This is a genomic window from Curtobacterium pusillum (assembly GCF_013359865.1).
Taxonomy (GTDB): domain Bacteria; phylum Actinomycetota; class Actinomycetes; order Actinomycetales; family Microbacteriaceae; genus Curtobacterium; species Curtobacterium pusillum.
Genome location: NZ_JABMCE010000081.1, coordinates 1 through 16,759 on the forward strand (window position 1 = coordinate 1; position 16,759 = coordinate 16,759).

Annotated in this window: 13 protein-coding genes, 1 rRNA gene and 1 pseudogene; 14 read left to right on the top strand and 1 reads right to left on the bottom strand. The window is 70.2% G+C overall.

Going from position 1 to position 16,759, the window contains the following annotated elements:
- Positions 1 to 1,355: pseudogene (locus HP507_RS11945) on the bottom strand (hypothetical protein); the annotation flags it as partial.
- Between the two features lie 186 nt (positions 1,356 to 1,541).
- Between HP507_RS11945 and otsA the strand changes: the two are divergent.
- The 14 genes from otsA to HP507_RS12015 form a co-directional block, all read left to right on the top strand.
- Entirely contained in the window at positions 1,542 to 3,134 is a 1,593-nt protein-coding gene (gene otsA / locus HP507_RS11950) for an alpha,alpha-trehalose-phosphate synthase (UDP-forming) (protein ID WP_175352015.1), read from the top strand.
- The gene (otsB, locus tag HP507_RS11955; RefSeq protein WP_175352016.1) at positions 3,127 to 3,909 is read left to right on the top strand and encodes a trehalose-phosphatase; all 783 of its coding nucleotides are present in this window, start codon (positions 3,127 to 3,129) and stop codon (positions 3,907 to 3,909) included. The genes otsA and otsB overlap by 8 nt, the downstream gene beginning before the upstream one ends.
- 81 nt (positions 3,910 to 3,990) lie before the next feature.
- A complete protein-coding gene (gene ilvD / locus HP507_RS11960; RefSeq protein WP_175352017.1) occupies positions 3,991 to 5,685 on the top strand; it encodes a dihydroxy-acid dehydratase in 1,695 nt (564 codons plus the stop codon).
- A gap of 46 nt (positions 5,686 to 5,731) precedes the next feature.
- Positions 5,732 to 7,555, top strand: a complete 1,824-nt coding sequence (locus HP507_RS11965; RefSeq protein ID WP_175352018.1) for an acetolactate synthase large subunit — start codon at positions 5,732 to 5,734, stop codon at positions 7,553 to 7,555.
- The gene (gene ilvN, locus HP507_RS11970) at positions 7,552 to 8,052 is read left to right on the top strand and encodes an acetolactate synthase small subunit (protein WP_079236388.1); all 501 of its coding nucleotides are present in this window, start codon (positions 7,552 to 7,554) and stop codon (positions 8,050 to 8,052) included. The genes HP507_RS11965 and ilvN overlap by 4 nt, the downstream gene beginning before the upstream one ends.
- Before the next feature lie 96 nt (positions 8,053 to 8,148).
- Complete coding sequence (ilvC, locus tag HP507_RS11975) at positions 8,149 to 9,174, top strand: ketol-acid reductoisomerase (RefSeq protein ID WP_175352019.1); 1,026 nt, start codon at positions 8,149 to 8,151, stop codon at positions 9,172 to 9,174.
- Between the two features lie 208 nt (positions 9,175 to 9,382).
- Positions 9,383 to 10,573 (top strand): mannitol-1-phosphate 5-dehydrogenase, encoded by a 1,191-nt coding sequence (locus HP507_RS11980; protein ID WP_175352020.1) that lies wholly within the window; start codon positions 9,383 to 9,385, stop codon positions 10,571 to 10,573.
- A gap of 61 nt (positions 10,574 to 10,634) precedes the next feature.
- Positions 10,635 to 11,075, top strand: a complete 441-nt coding sequence (locus HP507_RS11985) for a hypothetical protein (protein ID WP_175352021.1) — start codon at positions 10,635 to 10,637, stop codon at positions 11,073 to 11,075.
- Positions 11,072 to 11,452 carry a hypothetical protein gene (locus tag HP507_RS11990; protein ID WP_175352022.1) on the top strand — a complete coding sequence of 127 codons (381 nt, stop codon included), beginning with the start codon at positions 11,072 to 11,074 and terminating at the stop codon, positions 11,450 to 11,452. Before HP507_RS11985 ends, HP507_RS11990 begins: the two co-directional genes overlap by 4 nt.
- An 80-nt stretch (positions 11,453 to 11,532) precedes the next feature.
- On the top strand, positions 11,533 to 13,122 hold the full coding sequence (serA, locus tag HP507_RS11995) for a phosphoglycerate dehydrogenase (RefSeq protein WP_175352023.1): 1,590 nt from the start codon (positions 11,533 to 11,535) through the stop codon (positions 13,120 to 13,122).
- Positions 13,123 to 13,135: 13 nt separating this feature from the next.
- Positions 13,136 to 14,203 carry a 3-isopropylmalate dehydrogenase gene (locus HP507_RS12000; protein ID WP_175352024.1) on the top strand — a complete coding sequence of 356 codons (1,068 nt, stop codon included), beginning with the start codon at positions 13,136 to 13,138 and terminating at the stop codon, positions 14,201 to 14,203.
- A gap of 15 nt (positions 14,204 to 14,218) precedes the next feature.
- A complete protein-coding gene (locus tag HP507_RS12005; protein ID WP_175352025.1) occupies positions 14,219 to 15,328 on the top strand; it encodes a branched-chain amino acid aminotransferase in 1,110 nt (369 codons plus the stop codon).
- Between the two features lie 30 nt (positions 15,329 to 15,358).
- Positions 15,359 to 16,129 carry a fumarylacetoacetate hydrolase family protein gene (locus HP507_RS12010; protein ID WP_175352026.1) on the top strand — a complete coding sequence of 257 codons (771 nt, stop codon included), beginning with the start codon at positions 15,359 to 15,361 and terminating at the stop codon, positions 16,127 to 16,129.
- A 493-nt stretch (positions 16,130 to 16,622) separates the two neighbouring features.
- Positions 16,623 to 16,759, top strand: a 16S ribosomal RNA gene (locus HP507_RS12015); the annotation flags it as partial.

Consider the following 16,759-nt stretch of genomic DNA (forward strand, 5'->3'; position numbering starts at 1 on the left):
GACCACGCCGGGACGGGGGCCGCCGGCCGCGGGTCCGTCCCGACCAGCCGCGCGGCCACGAGCACGGTGCGACCACCGACCCGGGGGAGGAGCGCGGGCGCGACGTACCGCGCGACGGCCTCGACCGCGCCGCCCCAGAGCGCGAAGACCAGCGGCGTCCAAGGCGTGACGCCGACCGAGCCCGATCCGCCCACGACGCCCGTGCCGGTCGCCCGGTAGGCGATCACGCCCGTCCCGAGCACGAACACGACGACTCCGCCGAGGAGCCAGACCAGCGGCGTCACGACCCAGTCGAGCGTCGTGCGCGCCCGGTCGTTCCGGCGGACGGCGAGCGCGAGGCCCGCGGCGAACGCCGTCACGAGGACGAACAGCACCACGAGCCACACCCATGCCCCGGTGCCGCCGAACGCCGACGTCGTCGACCCGCCTGAGCCGAGGTCGGAGGTCCCGATGCCGCCGAGGAACCCGAACGCGGTGAACGCCATCGCGAGGTTGCCGACGAGGAGCGGGATCGCCGCGCCCCACTCGGGCCGCGCGATGAGCGCGACGACGATCGTCACCAGGACGAGCACGACGACGAGGACGCCGAGCTGCGATGCGGCGATGCGCGCGGTGCCGAGCGCGCGGGCGAGGGTGACGTTCCCGCGCGCCAGGCCGGACGGGCGCGCGAGCAGCACCGACAGGGTCCCGATCACGAAGGAGCCGAGCACGCTGCCGAGCCCGACCGCGTGCACGGGGTCGATCGACACGCCGGGGACGTCCGGGAAACGGATCGCGAGCACGAGGCCGGTGAGCGTCGTGACGGCGGCCAGTACGACCCCGGACAGCACCGCGGTCACGACGAGCTGCACGAGCCCGAGCTCGCGGGTGCGGATCCGGCGGGTGAGCACGACGGCGATCACGACCTGCGCCGCGAGCACGACGGCCGGCACGACGCCGAGCACCGCCGAGCCGGACACGCCGAAGAGCGCCGCGGAACCGGACAGGTGCAGTCGGCCGAGGTCGGCGAGGGCGACCAGCTGCGCGGGCGTGCCGAGCAGCACGCTCACACCGGACAGCAGGTCCTGCACGTCCGGAGCGGCCCCGCCGAGCCCGCTCCCGGACAGCGGACCCGTCGACCCGGTCGACCCGGTCGACGATCCCGAACCGCCAGCGGCGGCGACGGCGACCGTCAGCAGCAGCGAGAGCCCCGCGACGACGTACGCCGCGACCCAACCGCCGATCGCGGCGATGACGGCCGCGAGCCAGTCGCGGCCGGGGATGCTCCGGAGCAGGCGACCGAACGGGACGGTGGTCGGGACCGGCGGGACGGGCGGGACGGGCGGGACGGGCGGGACGGGCGGTTGATCGCTCACGGCGGTCGGATCCTCTCTCGTCGAGAGGGCGGTGCCGGCCCCGTGCCGTACCCGCGTGTCCCCCCGACACGATGGGTGCAGCATACCGAAACCCGCCGATCCGCCGTGAATCGGCTGTCGGCACGCTGGTAACTTCGGCACCGTACCCGGCGCTCGAGCCGGGCGGAACGGAGACCACACCACCCCATGGCTGCACCCCGCACCGAACAGACCCGCTACTCGTTCGTCGTCGCCTCCAACCGCCTGCCGGTGGACCGGGTCGTCGACGAGGACGGCAACGAGGGGTGGCGGCACTCGCCCGGCGGCCTGGTCACCGCACTCGAGCCGGTGATGCGCGCGAACGACGGCGCCTGGGTCGGGTGGGTCGGCCAGCCCGACGTCGAGGTCGCCCCGTTCGACAACGAGGGCATCCACATCGTCCCCGTCCCGCTCAGCGCCGACGACGTCGAGGAGTACTACGAGGGCTTCAGCAACGACACCCTCTGGCCGCTGTACCACGACGTCATCGAGCACCCGAGCTACCACCGCGACTGGTGGAACGCGTACAAGCGCGTGAACGAGCGGTTCGCCGAGCAGATCGCCGAGATCGTCGAGCAGGACGGCATCGTCTGGGTGCAGGACTACCAGCTGCAGCTCGTCCCGGCACTGCTGCGGGAGCGCCGCCCCGACCTCACCATCGGGTTCTTCAACCACATCCCGTTCCCGCCGGTCGGCATCTACGCGCAGCTGCCCTGGCGCGCGCAGATCCTCGACGGCCTGCTCGGCGCCGACGTCATCGGCTTCCAGCGGCACGACGACGCGAGCGACTTCCTCCGCGCCGTCCGCCACATCAAGGGCTACACGACGAAGGGCTCGACGATCGACGTCCCCGTCGACGACCCGGCGGCGCCGCGCAGCCGCAAGGGGATCACTGTCCGACACGTCGAGGCGCGCCACTTCCCGATCTCGATCGACGCCGCGGGCTTCGAGGAGATCGCGCACCGGCCCGAGGTCCAGGAGCGCGCGCGCGAGATCCGCGAGAGCCTCGGCAACCCGAAGACCGTGCTCCTCGGCGTCGACCGGCTCGACTACACGAAGGGCATCCGGCACCGCATCAAGGCCTTCGGGGAGCTCGTCGAGGACGGTCGCGTCGCGGTCGAGGACGCCACGCTCGTCCAGGTCGCGAGCCCCAGCCGTGAGCGCGTCGACACGTACGCGATGCTCCGCGACGAGATCGAGCTGACGGTCGGCCGGATCAACGGCGACCTCGGCGTGATCGGGCACCAGCCGATCGCCTACCTCCACCACGGGTACCCGCGGGAGGAGATGGTGGCGCTGTACCTCGCCGCCGACATCATGCTCGTCACGGCCCTGCGCGACGGCATGAACCTCGTCGCGAAGGAGTACGTCGCGGCCCGGTTCGACAACGACGGCGTCCTCATCCTGTCCGAGTTCGCCGGTGCCGCCGACGAGCTGAAGCAGGCCGTCATCGTCAACCCGCACGACATCGGGGCGCTCAAGGACTCGATCCAGCGGGCGATCGAGATGCCCCGTCGCGAGCGGTCGACGCGCATGCGCGCGCTCCGCAAGCGCGTCCGCGACAACGACGTCGCACGATGGTCGCGCTCGTTCCTGGAGGCGCTCGACCGGCACGCGCCGCGGAACGCGCAGATCGACCCGTCCGCAGCGGACCCGGAGGACAGGCACCGCGACGCGCAGACCGACAACATGTCGATCTTCGACCAGGACGCGCAGACCGCGCGTGCGGCAGAGGACACCCGGGAGGCGCGTGATGCCTGAGACGACGACCGACGAGACCGCCCTCGGCTCGGCCCTCGAGACGCTCGCGGCTGCGCCGCGACTCCTGGTCGCCCTCGACTTCGACGGCACGCTCGCGCCCTTCGCCGACGATCCGTCGCAGGTCGGCGCGCTGCCCGGGTCCTGGGCGGCCGTGCTCACGCTCCAGCGCGCCCGTGACACCGAGATCGTCCTCGTGTCCGGACGCCCGCTCGACGGCCTCGCCGCGGTGACGCACGCGCCGGACGAGATGGCGCTGGTGGGGTCGCACGGCGTCGAGTGGCGCGTCGACGGCCATGCCGAAGCGGCGCTGAGTGACGAGGAGCGAGCGCGTGTCGTCCGGCTCGGCGCCGTGCTGCAGGACGTCGTCGACCGGTTCCCCGGCGTGCGGCTCGAGCACAAGCCCGCCGGTCTCGGCGTACACACGCGCGGTGTCGAGGCGTCCGTGGCCCGGGCGGCCGACGCGGAAGCGAGCCGGGTCGCGCACGAGACCGACCCCGAGGTGCTCGAACGCGGCGGCAAGGACATCCTCGAGTTCGCCGTGCGTCACGTCACGAAGGGCGACGCGATCGCCCGGTTGCGCGACCTGCGCGGCGCGGACGCGGTCTTCTTCGCCGGCGACGACGTCACCGACGAGGACGCGTTCCGGGTGCTCGGCGACGGGGACGTCGGCGTGAAGGTGGGGGAGGGCGACACTCTGGCCGCCTTCCGGGTCGCCGACCCGGCGGCCCTGACCGGCGTCCTGAAGCAGCTCGCCCGCCTGCGCGCGGTGCGCTGACCGAGCCGCACCGCCCCTCCCGTTCGGATGCGTACGCATGTTGTTGTCGGGTGGTATCCCAACGGGGCCTAGACTCGCTCCATGCCTGATATCGACGTCAAGCCGCGCAGCCGGGTCGTCACCGACGGGATCGAAGCAACCACCTCGCGTGGCATGCTGCGTGCCGTCGGGATGGGGGACGAGGACTGGGAGAAGCCGCAGATCGGCATCGCCTCCTCCTGGAACGAGATCACCCCGTGCAACCTCTCCCTCGACCGCCTCGCGCAGGGGGCGAAGGAGGGGGTCCACTCCGGCGGCGGGTACCCGCTCCAGTTCGGCACGATCTCCGTCTCCGACGGCATCTCGATGGGCCACGAGGGCATGCACTTCTCCCTCGTCTCGCGTGAGGTCATCGCCGACAGCGTCGAGACCGTCGTGAACGCCGAGCGCCTGGACGGCACCGTCCTGCTCGCCGGCTGCGACAAGTCCCTGCCCGGCATGCTCATGGCCGCCGCGCGCCTCGACCTCGCGAGCGTGTTCCTCTACGCGGGCTCGGTCATGCCCGGCTACGTGAAGCAGGCCGACGGCTCCTTCAAGGAGGTCACGATCATCGACTCCTTCGAGGGGGTCGGTGCGTGCAAGGCCGGCACGATGAGCGAGGCCGAGCTCAAGGAGATCGAGTGCGCGATCGTCCCGGGCGAGGGTGCCTGCGGCGGGATGTACACGGCGAACACGATGGCGTCCGTGGCCGAGGCCCTCGGCATGTCGCTCCCCGGGTCGGCCGCGCCGCCCAGTGCCGACCGTCGCCGTGACTACTACGCGCACCGCTCCGGCGAGGCCGTGGTCAACATGCTGCGCAAGGGCATCACCGCGCGCCAGATCCTGACGAAGGAGGCGTTCGAGAACGCCATCGCCGTCGCCATGGCGCTCGGGGGCTCCACGAACGTCGTCCTCCACCTCCTCGCGATCGCGCACGAGGCCGAGGTGGAGCTCTCCCTCGACGACTTCAACCGCATCGGCTCGAAGGTCCCGCACATCGCGGACATGAAGCCGTTCGGCAAGTACGTCATGAACGACGTCGACAAGAACGGCGGCATCCCCGTCGTCATGAAGGCGCTCCTCGACGCCGGGCTGCTGCACGGCGACGTCATGACCGTGACCGGCAAGACCATGGCCGAGAACCTCGCGGAGATCGACCCGCCGGCGCTCGACGGCAAGGTGTTCCGTCCGCTCGACGAGCCGATCCACGCCACCGGTGGCCTGACCATCCTGCAGGGCTCGTTCGCGCCCGAGGGTGCCGTCGTGAAGACCGCGGGCTTCGACGCGTCCGTGTTCGAGGGGCCCGCCCGCGTGTTCGACCGGGAGCGTGCCGCGATGGACGCCCTCACCGAGGGGCAGATCCAGAAGGGCGACGTGGTGGTCATCCGCTACGAGGGCCCCAAGGGCGGACCGGGCATGCGCGAGATGCTCGCCATCACCGCCGCCATCAAGGGCGCGGGCCTCGGCAAGGATGTACTACTGTTGACGGACGGACGATTCTCAGGCGGCACAACCGGCCTGTGCATCGGCCACATCGCACCGGAAGCGGTGGACGCAGGTCCAGTCGCATTCGTGCGCGATGGCGACCGCATCCGTGTCGACATCGCGGCTCGCTCGCTCGACCTACTGGTCGACCCTGCCGAGCTGGAAGCCCGCCGAGAAGGCTGGGCCCCGCTGCCCCCGCGCTACACCCGCGGAGTCCTCGCGAAGTTCGCGAAGCTCGTCCAGTCCGCCGCCAAGGGCGCGGTGACCGGCTAGCGTCGACACACGCATCATCGCCATCTCTCCAGGCAAGGAACACCTCATGCCCACGGAAGCCACTCCGCTGTCCGCGGCCGCCGGTGCACGCCGGACGCCGGAGATCCTGACCGGCTCGGGAGCCGTCCTCCGGACGCTCGAGAACCTCGGGATCACCGACGTCTTCGGCCTGCCGGGCGGCGCCATCATCCCGTTCTACGACGAGCTCATGGCGTCCACGACGATCCGCCACGTCCTCGTCCGTCACGAGCAGGGCGCCGGCCACGCCGCCGAGGGGTACGCCTCGGCGTCCGGCAAGGTCGGCGTCGCCATCGCGACGTCCGGTCCGGGCGCGACGAACCTCGTCACCGCGATCGCCGACGCCTACATGGACTCGGTCCCGTTCATCGCGATCACCGGGCAGGTGTTCTCGACCCTGATGGGGACCGACGCCTTCCAGGAAGCCGACATCGTCGGCATCACGATGCCCATCACGAAGCACTCGTTCCTCGTGACCAAGCCCGAGGACATCCCGGCGACGCTCGCCGCCGCGTACCAGATCGCGACCACGGGCCGTCCGGGGCCGGTGCTCGTCGACATCACCAAGGACGCCCAGCAGATGTCGGCGCCGTACGTGTGGCCGCCGCGGATCGACCTGCCCGGCTACCGCCCCGTGACGAAGGCGCACGGCAAGCAGATCGCCGCGGCCGCGCAGCTCCTCGCCGACTCGCAGCGTCCGGTGCTCTACGTCGGCGGCGGCGTGATCCGTGCCGAGGCGACGGCCGAGCTCCTGCGCTTCGCCGAGGCCACGGGCGCCCCGGTCGTCACGACCCTGATGGCCCGCGGAGCGTTCCCGGACTCGCACCCGCAGCACCTCGGCATGCCCGGCATGCACGGCACGGTGCCCGCGGTGCTCGGTCTGCAGGACAGCGACCTCATCATCGCGCTCGGCGCCCGGTTCGACGACCGTGTCACGGGCAAGGCGGACGAGTTCGCCCCGGACGCCAAGGTCGTGCACGTCGACATCGACCCCGCCGAGATCTCCAAGATCCGCTTCGCCGACGTCCCGATCGTGGGCGATGCGCGCGAGGTGCTCGCGGACCTGCTCGAGGCGTGGAACGGCGTTCCGGTCGGCGAACGCGCGTCGACCGCCGACTGGTGGGCGAAGCTCGAGCAGCTGCGTGCCGACTTCCCGCTCGGGTTCGCCGAACCGACCGACGGGCTCCTCGCGCCGCAGGCGATCATCCGCCGCATCGGCGAGCTCACCGGGCCCGAGGCCGTCTACGCCTCCGGTGTCGGACAGCACCAGATGTGGTCCGCGCAGTTCATCAAGTACGAGCGTCCGCACGCCTGGCTCAACTCCGGAGGCGCCGGCACCATGGGCTACTCCGTGCCCGCCGCGATGGGCGCGAAGGTCGCCGAACCGGACCGTGTGGTCTGGGCGATCGACGGCGACGGCTGCTTCCAGATGACGAACCAGGAACTCGCGACCTGCGTCATCAACGACATCCCGATCAAGGTCGCGATCATCAACAACTCGTCGCTCGGCATGGTGCGGCAGTGGCAGACGCTGTTCTACGACGGCCGCCACTCGTTCACCGACCTCGAGACGGGTCACCAGTCACGCCGCGTGCCCGACTTCGTGAAGCTCGCCGATGCCTACGGCGCCCTCGGCATCCGCGTCGAGAAGCCGGAGGAGGTCGACGCCGCGATCCGCCTCGCCCTCGAGACGAACGACCGTCCCGTGGTGATCGACTTCGTCGTGAGCCGCGACTCGATGGTCTGGCCGATGGTCCCGCAGGGCGTCGGCAACTCCTCGATCGAGTACGCCCGCGACCACGCGCCCAGCTGGGACGTCGAGGACGCCGACCTGACGGGAGACCCCGCATGAGCCACGTCCTGTCCCTCCTCGTCGAGGACAAGCCGGGCCTGCTGACGCGCGTCGCCGGACTGTTCGCCCGACGCGGCTTCAACATCGAGTCCCTCGCCGTGGGCAACACCGAGGTCGAGGGCCTGAGCCGGATCACGGTCGTCGTCGACGTCGAGGACCTCCCGCTGGAACAGGTGACGAAGCAGCTCAACAAGCTCGTGAACGTCATCAAGATCGTCGAGCTGGACTTCTCGCAGTCCGTCCAGCGCGAGCACATGCTCGTCAAGGTGCGTGTCGACAACCAGACGCGCTCGGCGGTGCTCGAAGCAGTGAACCTGTTCCGGGCCCAGGTCGTCGACGTGGCGACCGATTCGCTCGTCGTCGAGGTGACCGGCGATCCCGGCAAGATCCAGGCGATCCTCCGCGTGCTCGAGCCCTACGGGATCAAGGAGCTCGCCCGTGCGGGACTCCTCGGCATGGGCCGCGGGCCCAAGAGCATCACCGACCGCGTGCGCTGAGCGCACACCGCTTCCGGACAGGAGGCGCGGCTCGCCACCGGCACCGCGCCTCCCGTCCGCACACCAAGACCACCAGAACCAAGGAGACACACCCTCGTGACTGACATCGTGTACGACGCCGACGCCGACCTGACGCTCATCCAGGGCAAGAAGGTCGCCGTCATCGGGTACGGCTCGCAGGGCCACGCCCACGCCCTCAACCTCCGCGACTCGGGCGTCGAGGTCAAGATCGGCCTGCAGGAGGGCTCGAAGAGCCGCCAGAAGGCCGAGGAGGCCGGCTTCGAGGTCCTCACCCCGGCCGACGCCACGGCCTGGGCGGACGTCGTCGTCATCCTCGCGCCGGACCAGGTCCAGCGCATCGTCTACGCCGACGACATCAAGCCGAACCTCAAGCCGGGCGCCACGCTCGTCTTCGGCCACGGCTTCAACATCCGCTACGGCTACATCGAGGCGCCCGAGGGCGTCGACGTGTCGCTCGTCGCGCCGAAGGGCCCGGGGCACACCGTGCGTCGCGAGTACGAGGCCGGCCGTGGCGTCCCCGTGATCGTCGCCGTCGAGGTCGACGCCTCCGGTTCCGCATGGGACCTCGCATGGTCGTACTCGAAGGCCATCGGCGGCCTCCGCTCCGGCGGCATCAAGACGACCTTCACCGAGGAGACCGAGACCGACCTGTTCGGCGAGCAGGCCGTGCTCTGCGGCGGCACCTCGCAGCTCATCCAGTACGGCTTCGAGACCCTGGTCGAGGCGGGCTACCAGCCGCAGATCGCCTACTTCGAGGTGCTGCACGAGCTCAAGCTCATCGTCGACCTCATCTGGGAGGGCGGCCTCACCAAGCAGCGCTGGTCGATCTCCGACACGGCCGAGTTCGGCGACTACGTCTCGGGCCCCCGCGTGATCTCGCCCGAGGTCAAGGAGAACATGAAGGCCGTCCTCGCAGACATCCAGGACGGCACCTTCGCGAAGCGCTTCATCGAGGACCAGGACGCCGGCGCTCCCGAGTTCAAGGCGCTCCGCGCGAAGGGCGAGGGGCACCCGATCGAGGCCACGGGTCGCGAGCTGCGTGCGCTCTTCGCCTGGAAGTCGAACGACGCCGACTACGTGGACGGTTCCGCCGCGCGGTAGTCTTCCGGCACCACTCGATGACGAGGCGGCGGTGCACCCGCACCGCCGCCTCGCGATGTGACCCGAACGTTATGCAGCAGCTCTCCTCCCGCCCCGACGCCGTGGATCGGCGTCCCCGTGGCGTGCGCGCCCTCGTTGCGCGACAGTCGTCGTCCGCTCGGGTCGTGCTCCGTCGAGAACCCGACGATCGGCATGGGAGGATCGTCGAATGGCGGTGACGAAGCGAGCGGTCCACATCGGCGCCGGCAAGATCGGGCGCGGGTTCGTGGGTCAGTTCCTGGTCGCGAGCGGCTACGAGCTCACCTTCGTGGACGTCGACGACCGCGTCGTCTCGGCCCTCAACGAGGCCGGGCGCTTCGTGGTGCACGAGGTCGGCGAGATGCCGGTCGAGCACCTCGTCTACGGGTTCCGGGCGCTGAGCAGCAAGACCGACCGCGAGCAGGTCATCCAGGCGATCGCCGAGGCCGACGTCGTCACGACCGCGGTCGGCGCCCGCACCCTGCCGCTGGTCGCACCCGTGATCGCCGAGGGGCTCGCGGCCCGCCCGCTCGAGCGCGGCGACGTCACGATCGTGGCGTGCGAGAACGCCTTCAACGCGACCGACTCCCTGCACGCCAGCATCCGTCGCGCCCCGATCCTCGAGGACCGCGACATCGCTGCCGTCTTCGCGAACTGCGCCATCGACCGCATCGTGCCGGATCAGTCCGGTGTGCTCGGGCAGTCCGGCGGCCTCGACGTCGTGCTCGAGCCGTTCTACGAGTGGGTCATCGAGCGCACGCCGTTCGCCGGCTCGGGCGCCGAACCGCCCGCGATCGACGGGGTGACGTGGGTCGACGACCTGCAGCCGTTCGTCGAACGGAAGCTCTACACGGTGAACACCGCCCACGCGACGGCCGCGTACCACGGCTACGTCCGGGGCATCCGCCTCATCAGGGAGGCGCTCGAGGACCAGGCCGTCCGGGCCGAGGTCGACGGCGTCCTCGCGGAGACCACCGCGCTCCTCATCGCGAAGCACGGGTTCGACCCGGAGGAGCACGCGCGCTACGTCGCCGCGAACCTGTCCCGCATCGCGAACCCGCACCTGCCGGACACGACGGTCCGCGTCGGACGCAACCCGCTCCGGAAGCTCGGCCGTCGCGAGCGCTTCGTCGGTCCGGCCTCGCAGCTCGCCGAGCGCGGGCTCCCCGTCGACCACCTGCTCGGCGCCGTCCGGGTCGCCCTCGACTTCGACGACGAGAACGACCCCGAGTCGATCGAGCTGCACGCCCTGCTGCGCTCCGGCGCCACGGCCCACGCTCTCACCGAGATCCTCACCGGCCTCATGGAGAGCCACCCGCTGTTCCCCGCGGTGCGCGACGTCGTGGCCGAGGTGCTCGAGACGCAGCCGGCCGACGCCTGACGCCCCGGTGCACAGCGCACGCATGGTCGAGCGGAGCGGCCGTCCCTCGTAGAATCGAGGCATGACCACGGCAGCATCCCCGCCCGACGGCTCGGTCGACCACGACGACGACGCCCTCAGCTGGGGCGACGCCGACGACGCGACCCACGTCGACGCGGCGAACAACCCCGTCACGGTCAAGGACCGCGGGACCCGTGACCCCGAGGCGCCGGAGACCTCCGGCGCGCTGATCGGGTTCGGCGTGTTCGGCGGGCTCTACCTGCTCTACACCGTGGCGTGGCTGCTGACGGCGTCGACCTCGTACGTGTCGAACGTGGACACCGTGCTGACGGTCTTCGTCGAGGTACTGCGCTTCCTGTCGATCGTCGCGCCGGCGCTCTGGTTCACCGTCGTGCTCTGGGCCGGTCGCGGCCGTCGTACCCGTACCCGGCTGCTCTGGATGCTGCTCGGTGCCGCCGTCCTGTTCCCGTGGCCGTTCCTCATGACCAGGAGCTTCGGGTGACCGCCGCGTCGCCGGCCGTCCGCCGTTCCTCCGGCACGCTCGTCGGCCGGATCGTGGTGTGGGTCGTGTTCGCCGCGCTGTTCGCGTACATGACCGTGCAGAGCGTCGGCAACCTCGTCACGGTCTCGCAGTCCGTGCGCGCGTTCAACGAGTTCCTCGGGTCGACCTCCGGCGGTGGTTCGCTCGCGCGGAGCACGCCGTGGGTGTGGCTCGTCCTCGACATCGCGATCGGACCGATCGCCTTCGTCGTCGCCCTGTGGGTCAGCCGGCGCGCCCGGCTCGCGGTGACCGTCGGCGTCTTCGTGCTCGCCTTCGCTGCGGCGGGCGCGCTGTGGCTCGACCTGCAGCTGTTCGTGCCGCGACTGCTCGACTTCTGACACGGCCCGCGGTCGTAACCACCTGCTCACGTCGATACGATGGTGGGATACCGCCCGTCTCGTGTGAGGAAACTGCAGCTGTGCCGAAGCCGGTCGTCCTGATCGCCGAAGAACTCTCGCCCGCCACAGTCGACGCCCTCGGGCCCGACTTCGAGATCCGGAACGTGGACGGCACCGACCGTCCCGCACTCCTGGCCTCCCTCGCCGATGCGCACGCCATCCTCGTGCGCTCCGCCACCAAGGTCGACGCCGAGGCGATCGCCGCGGCGCCGAACCTCAGGGTCGTCGCCCGCGCCGGTGTCGGCCTCGACAACGTCGACATCAAGGCCGCCACCTCCGCCGGGGTGATGGTCGTGAACGCGCCGACGTCGAACATCATCTCCGCGGCCGAGCTCACGGTCGGCCACATCCTGTCGCTCGCACGCCACATCCCGGCCGCGCACGCCTCGCTCGCCGCCGGCACGTGGAAGCGCTCCGCGTACACGGGCGTGGAGCTGTACGAGAAGACCGTCGGCATCATCGGCCTCGGCCGGATCGGTGCCCTCATCACGCAGCGGCTGCAGGCGTTCGGCGTCCAGGTGATCGCGTACGACCCGTACGTCACCACGGCCCGCGCCCAGCAGCTCGGTGTGGAACTCGTCTCGCTCGAGGACCTCCTCAAGCGCTCGGACTTCATCACCATCCACATGCCGAAGACCCCCGAGACGGTGGGCATGATCTCGGACGACCAGTTCGCGCTCATGAAGCCGACCGCGTTCGTCGTGAACGTCGCCCGCGGCGGCCTGATCGACGAGGACGCGCTGCACCGTGCGCTCACCTCGAACACGATCGCCGGCGCCGGACTCGACGTCTTCGTGTCGGAGCCGCCGAAGGACTCCCCGCTCGTCTCCCTGCCGAACGTCGTCGTGACGCCGCACCTCGGCGCCTCGACCGACGAAGCACAGGAGAAGGCGGGCGTCTCGGTCGCCAAGTCGGTGCGTCTCGCGCTCGGCGGCGAACTCGTCCCCGACGCGGTCAACGTCGCCGGTGGCGTCATCGACCCGTACGTGCGTCCGGGCATCCCGCTCGTCGAGAAGCTCGGACAGGTCTTCACGGGCCTCGCCACCTCGCCCGTCACCAGCATCGACGTCGAGGTGCACGGCGAGCTCGCCGACTACGACGTCAGCGTGCTCAAGCTCGCGGCGCTCAAGGGCGTGTTCACCGATGTCGTCAGCGACCAGGTGTCGTACGTCAACGCCCCGCTCATCGCCGAGCAGCGCGGGGTCACCGTGCGGCTCATCACCGACTCGGACAGCCCGGAGTACCGCAACGTGCTCACGATCCGCGGCGCGCAGTCCGAGGGGCCGGCGATCAGCGTCTCCGGGACGCTCACCGGCCCGAAGCAGATCGCCAAGCTCGTCGAGATCAACGGCCACGACGTCGAGGTCGCTCTCGCCGAGCACCACGTCGTGATGGTCTACACCGACCGCCCGGGCATCGTCGCCGTCTACGGCAAGGAGTTCGGCGAGGCCGGGATCAACATCGCGGCGATGCAGATCTCGCGCGAGGCCGCCGGCGGCCAGGCGCTCAGCGTGCTCACCGTCGACTCGCCCGTCCCGGCGGAGATCCTCGAGCACGTCCGGTCCACGATCGACGCGGCGTCGCTCCGCGAGATCGACATCACGCTGTAGGGGAGTGGCGGACATGACGCAGACGCTCAAGCTGGCCGTGATCCGCGGCGACGGCATCGGTCCCGAGGTCGTCGACGAGGCGCTGAAGGTGCTGCACGCGGTCCTCCCGGACGACCTCGTCGTCGAGGAGACCCCGTTCTCCCTCGGTGCCGCGCGGTTCATCGAGACCGGCGACATCCTCACCGAGGACGACATGTCCGCCATCGCCACCCACGACGCGATCCTGCTCGGCGCGGTCGGCGGCGACCCCCGCGACCCGCGGCTCGCCGGCGGCATCATCGAGCGGGGGCTGCTGCTCAAGCTCCGGTTCGCGTTCGACCACTACGTGAACCTCCGGCCGACGCGGGTCTACGACGCCGTCGGGACGCCCCTCGCCGAACCGGGCGATGTCGACTTCGTCGTCGTGCGCGAGGGGACCGAGGGACCGTACGTCGGCAACGGCGGCGCGATCCGTACCGGGACCCCGCAGGAGATCGCCACCGAGGTCTCGCTGAACACCGCGTTCGGTGTGGAGCGGGTCGTCCGGTACGCGTTCGAACTGGCGAACCGGCGAGCGCGCAAGCACCTGACGCTCGTGCACAAGAGCAACGTGCTGGTGCACGCCGGAGCCCTGTGGCAGCGCACCGTCGCGGCCGTCGGGCAGGAGTTCCCCGACGTCACCGTGGACTACCAGCACGTCGACGCCGTCACCATCCACATGGTGAAGGAACCTGCTAGGTTCGACGTCATCGTCACCGACAACCTCTTCGGCGACATCATCACCGACCTGGCCGGCGCGATCAGCGGCGGCATCGGTCTGGCGGCCTCGGGCAACATCAACCCGGACGGCACCTTCCCCAGCATGTTCGAGCCGGTCCACGGCTCCGCGCCGGACATCGCGGGTCAGCAGAAGGCCGATCCCACGGCCGCCATCCTGTCCGTCGCACTGCTGCTCGACCACATCGGTCGCAGCGACCTCGCGACGGCGGTCACGCGGGCGGTCGAGCAGGACCTGGCTGACCGGGGCACCTCGCAGCGTCGCACGGCCGAGATCGGCGACGCCATCGCCGCCGCGGCCACGGCACGCACCACCACCGCCTGACAGGAGTCTCCCCAGATGAGCACCGACACCGCCTTCGGACTCGAGTTCGCCACCACCCCCTCGCCGGAACGACGCGCCGCGGCCGAGCGCGAGGAGATCCTCGCCGACCCGGGCTTCGGCAAGCACTTCACCGACCACATGGCGTCGGTGCAGTGGACGCTGGACGCCGGCTGGCACGACGCCTCGATCCACCCGTACGGCCCGCTGAGCCTCGACCCGAGCGCGAGCGTCCTGCACTACGCGCAGGAGATCTTCGAGGGCCTGAAGGCGTACCGGCACGCGGACGGGTCGGTCTGGACCTTCCGACCGGACGCGAACGCGCGTCGGTTCCAGCGGTCGGCCCGTCGTCTCGCGCTGCCGGAGCTCCCGGTGGAGACCTTCGTCGAGTCGATCCGCCAGCTCGTGCGGGCCGACGTCGACTGGGTGCCCTCCGCGCCGGAGACGAGCCTGTACCTGCGGCCGTTCATGATCGCCACCGAGGGCTTCCTGGGGGTGCGTGCGGCACAGGCGGTGGCGTACCACTGCATCGCGAGCCCTGCCGGGGCGTACTTCACGTCGGGGCCGAAGCCGGTGTCGATCTGGCTCTCGAGCAACTACGCGCGCGCCGGCAAGGGCGGTACCGGTGCGGCGAAGACCGGCGGCAACTACGCGTCGTCGCTCCTGCCGCAACAGGAGGCGTACGAGCACGGCTGCCAGCAGGTGATGTTCCTCGACTCGGTCGAAGGCAAGTACCTCGAGGAGCTCGGCGGCATGAACGTCGTGCTGGTGAAGTCCGACGGCACCCTCGTCACACCGGACTCCGACTCCATCCTCGAGGGGATCACGCGTGACTCGATCCTGCAGCTCGCGGAGGACCGCGGACTCCGTGTCGAGCGCCGCCGCGTGACCCTCGACGAGTGGCGCGACGGCGTGGCCGACGGCTCGATCACAGAGGCCTTCGCGTGTGGGACCGCCGCCGTGGTGACCCCGATCGCGGAACTCCGCGGCGAGGGCTTCACCATCGGTTCGCCCACCGTGGGCGCCGGCGAACTGACGATGTCCCTGCGCGACGAGCTCACGGACATCCAGTACGGGCGTCGTCCCGACCCGCACGGCTGGATGACGCGGCTGGCCGACCCGGCCTGAGCTCACACCTGGCGTCGGTAGGCTCCAACGGTGAAGATCGCACGGTTCAGCAGCAAGGGCGAAGACCCCCGGTACGGCATCCTCGACGAGCGCGACCTCGTCGTGCTGGCTGGGGACCCGATGTACCAGGGGTTCGAGACCACGGGGGAGCGGGTGCCGCTCGCGGACGCCAAGCTCCTGGCACCGGTCATCCCCCGCTCGAAGGTCATCGGCGTCGGGCTCAACTACGCGGAGCACGCCTCGGAGATGGACGAGCGCTCCGGTGACGATCCGGTGGTGTTCCTCAAGCCGAACACCGCGGTGATCGGCCCGGAGGACCCGATCCGGCTCCCCGCCGGCGTCGGCCGAGTGGACCACGAGGGCGAACTCGCCATCGTGATCGGTTCCCTCGCGAAGAACGTCACCCGTGAGGACTTCGCGAGCGTCATCCTCGGCTACACGATCGCCAACGACGTGACCGCCCGTGATCTGCAGGCCCGTGACGGCCAGTGGACCAGGTCGAAGGGCTTCGACACGTTCTGCCCGCTCGGCCCGGCGATCGAGACCGAGATCGACCCCTCGGACATCCGCATCGAGACACGCGTGGACGGCGACCTGCGTCAGGTGGGATCGACGAGCGAGATGGTGCACGACATCCCGTCGCTCATCGAGTTCGTCTCGTCGATCTGGACGCTCCTCCCCGGTGACGTCATCCTCACGGGCACCCCTGCCGGCGTCGGCGAGATCCGCGACGGCGAGGTCGTCGAGGTGACCATCGAAGGCATCGGCACCCTGAAGAACCCGGTCATCGCCCGGCACTGACCCGTCACGCCGAACGGCCCGCTCCCCGCCGTGGGAGCGGGCCGTTCCGCGTACCGGGGCGTGCCCGGGAGCGCGACACGCCCGGGCTGCGGCCCGGTTGGCGGGGCCCCCGAGGCGTGTGTAGAGTAATCACTCGTTGCCGCTGAGGCGGAGAACGGAACGGCCGAGACGGTCGCCGGAGCGAGAGCCCCGGGGATGCAGTCCGGACGGGGTCCCGCTCAGGCAACGAACCCCGATGAAGCTCCACTCTCGTAGTGGTGTCTTCGGGTGAGACGAATGCCTCTCTGGCGAAGCTCGTGTGACGAGTGGAGTGGGGAGTGCGTCTGGTCCTTGAGAACTCAACAGCGTGCACATTGTCAATGCCAATTTATTGACCCCGTGACCTTCACTTGTGGAGGTTCGGAGACAATTCCTTTTGGATTGAAGATTGTCCAGTGGACAGTCAACGGTCAGAATCAACTCGCTGACATCTTCGGGTGTTGGTTGTATTTTTTTTACGGAGAGTTTGATCCTGGCTCAGGACGAACGCTGGCGGCGTGCTTAACACATGCAAGTCGAACGATGATGCCCAGCTTGCTGGGTGGATTAGTGGCGAACGGGTGAGTAACACGTGAGTAACCTGCCCCTGAC

Coding starts and splice junctions, on each gene's coding strand:
- HP507_RS11980 (WP_175352020.1), top strand. CDS start 9,383: ATGGCGGTGACGAAGCGAGCGGTCCACATCGGCGCCGGCAAGATCGGG.
- HP507_RS12000 (WP_175352024.1), top strand. CDS start 13,136: ATGACGCAGACGCTCAAGCTGGCCGTGATCCGCGGCGACGGCATCGGT.
- otsA (WP_175352015.1), top strand. CDS start 1,542: ATGGCTGCACCCCGCACCGAACAGACCCGCTACTCGTTCGTCGTCGCC.
- HP507_RS11985 (WP_175352021.1), top strand. CDS start 10,635: ATGACCACGGCAGCATCCCCGCCCGACGGCTCGGTCGACCACGACGAC.
- ilvN (WP_079236388.1), top strand. CDS start 7,552: ATGAGCCACGTCCTGTCCCTCCTCGTCGAGGACAAGCCGGGCCTGCTG.
- otsB (WP_175352016.1), top strand. CDS start 3,127: ATGCCTGAGACGACGACCGACGAGACCGCCCTCGGCTCGGCCCTCGAG.
- HP507_RS11965 (WP_175352018.1), top strand. CDS start 5,732: ATGCCCACGGAAGCCACTCCGCTGTCCGCGGCCGCCGGTGCACGCCGG.
- ilvD (WP_175352017.1), top strand. CDS start 3,991: ATGCCTGATATCGACGTCAAGCCGCGCAGCCGGGTCGTCACCGACGGG.
- HP507_RS12005 (WP_175352025.1), top strand. CDS start 14,219: ATGAGCACCGACACCGCCTTCGGACTCGAGTTCGCCACCACCCCCTCG.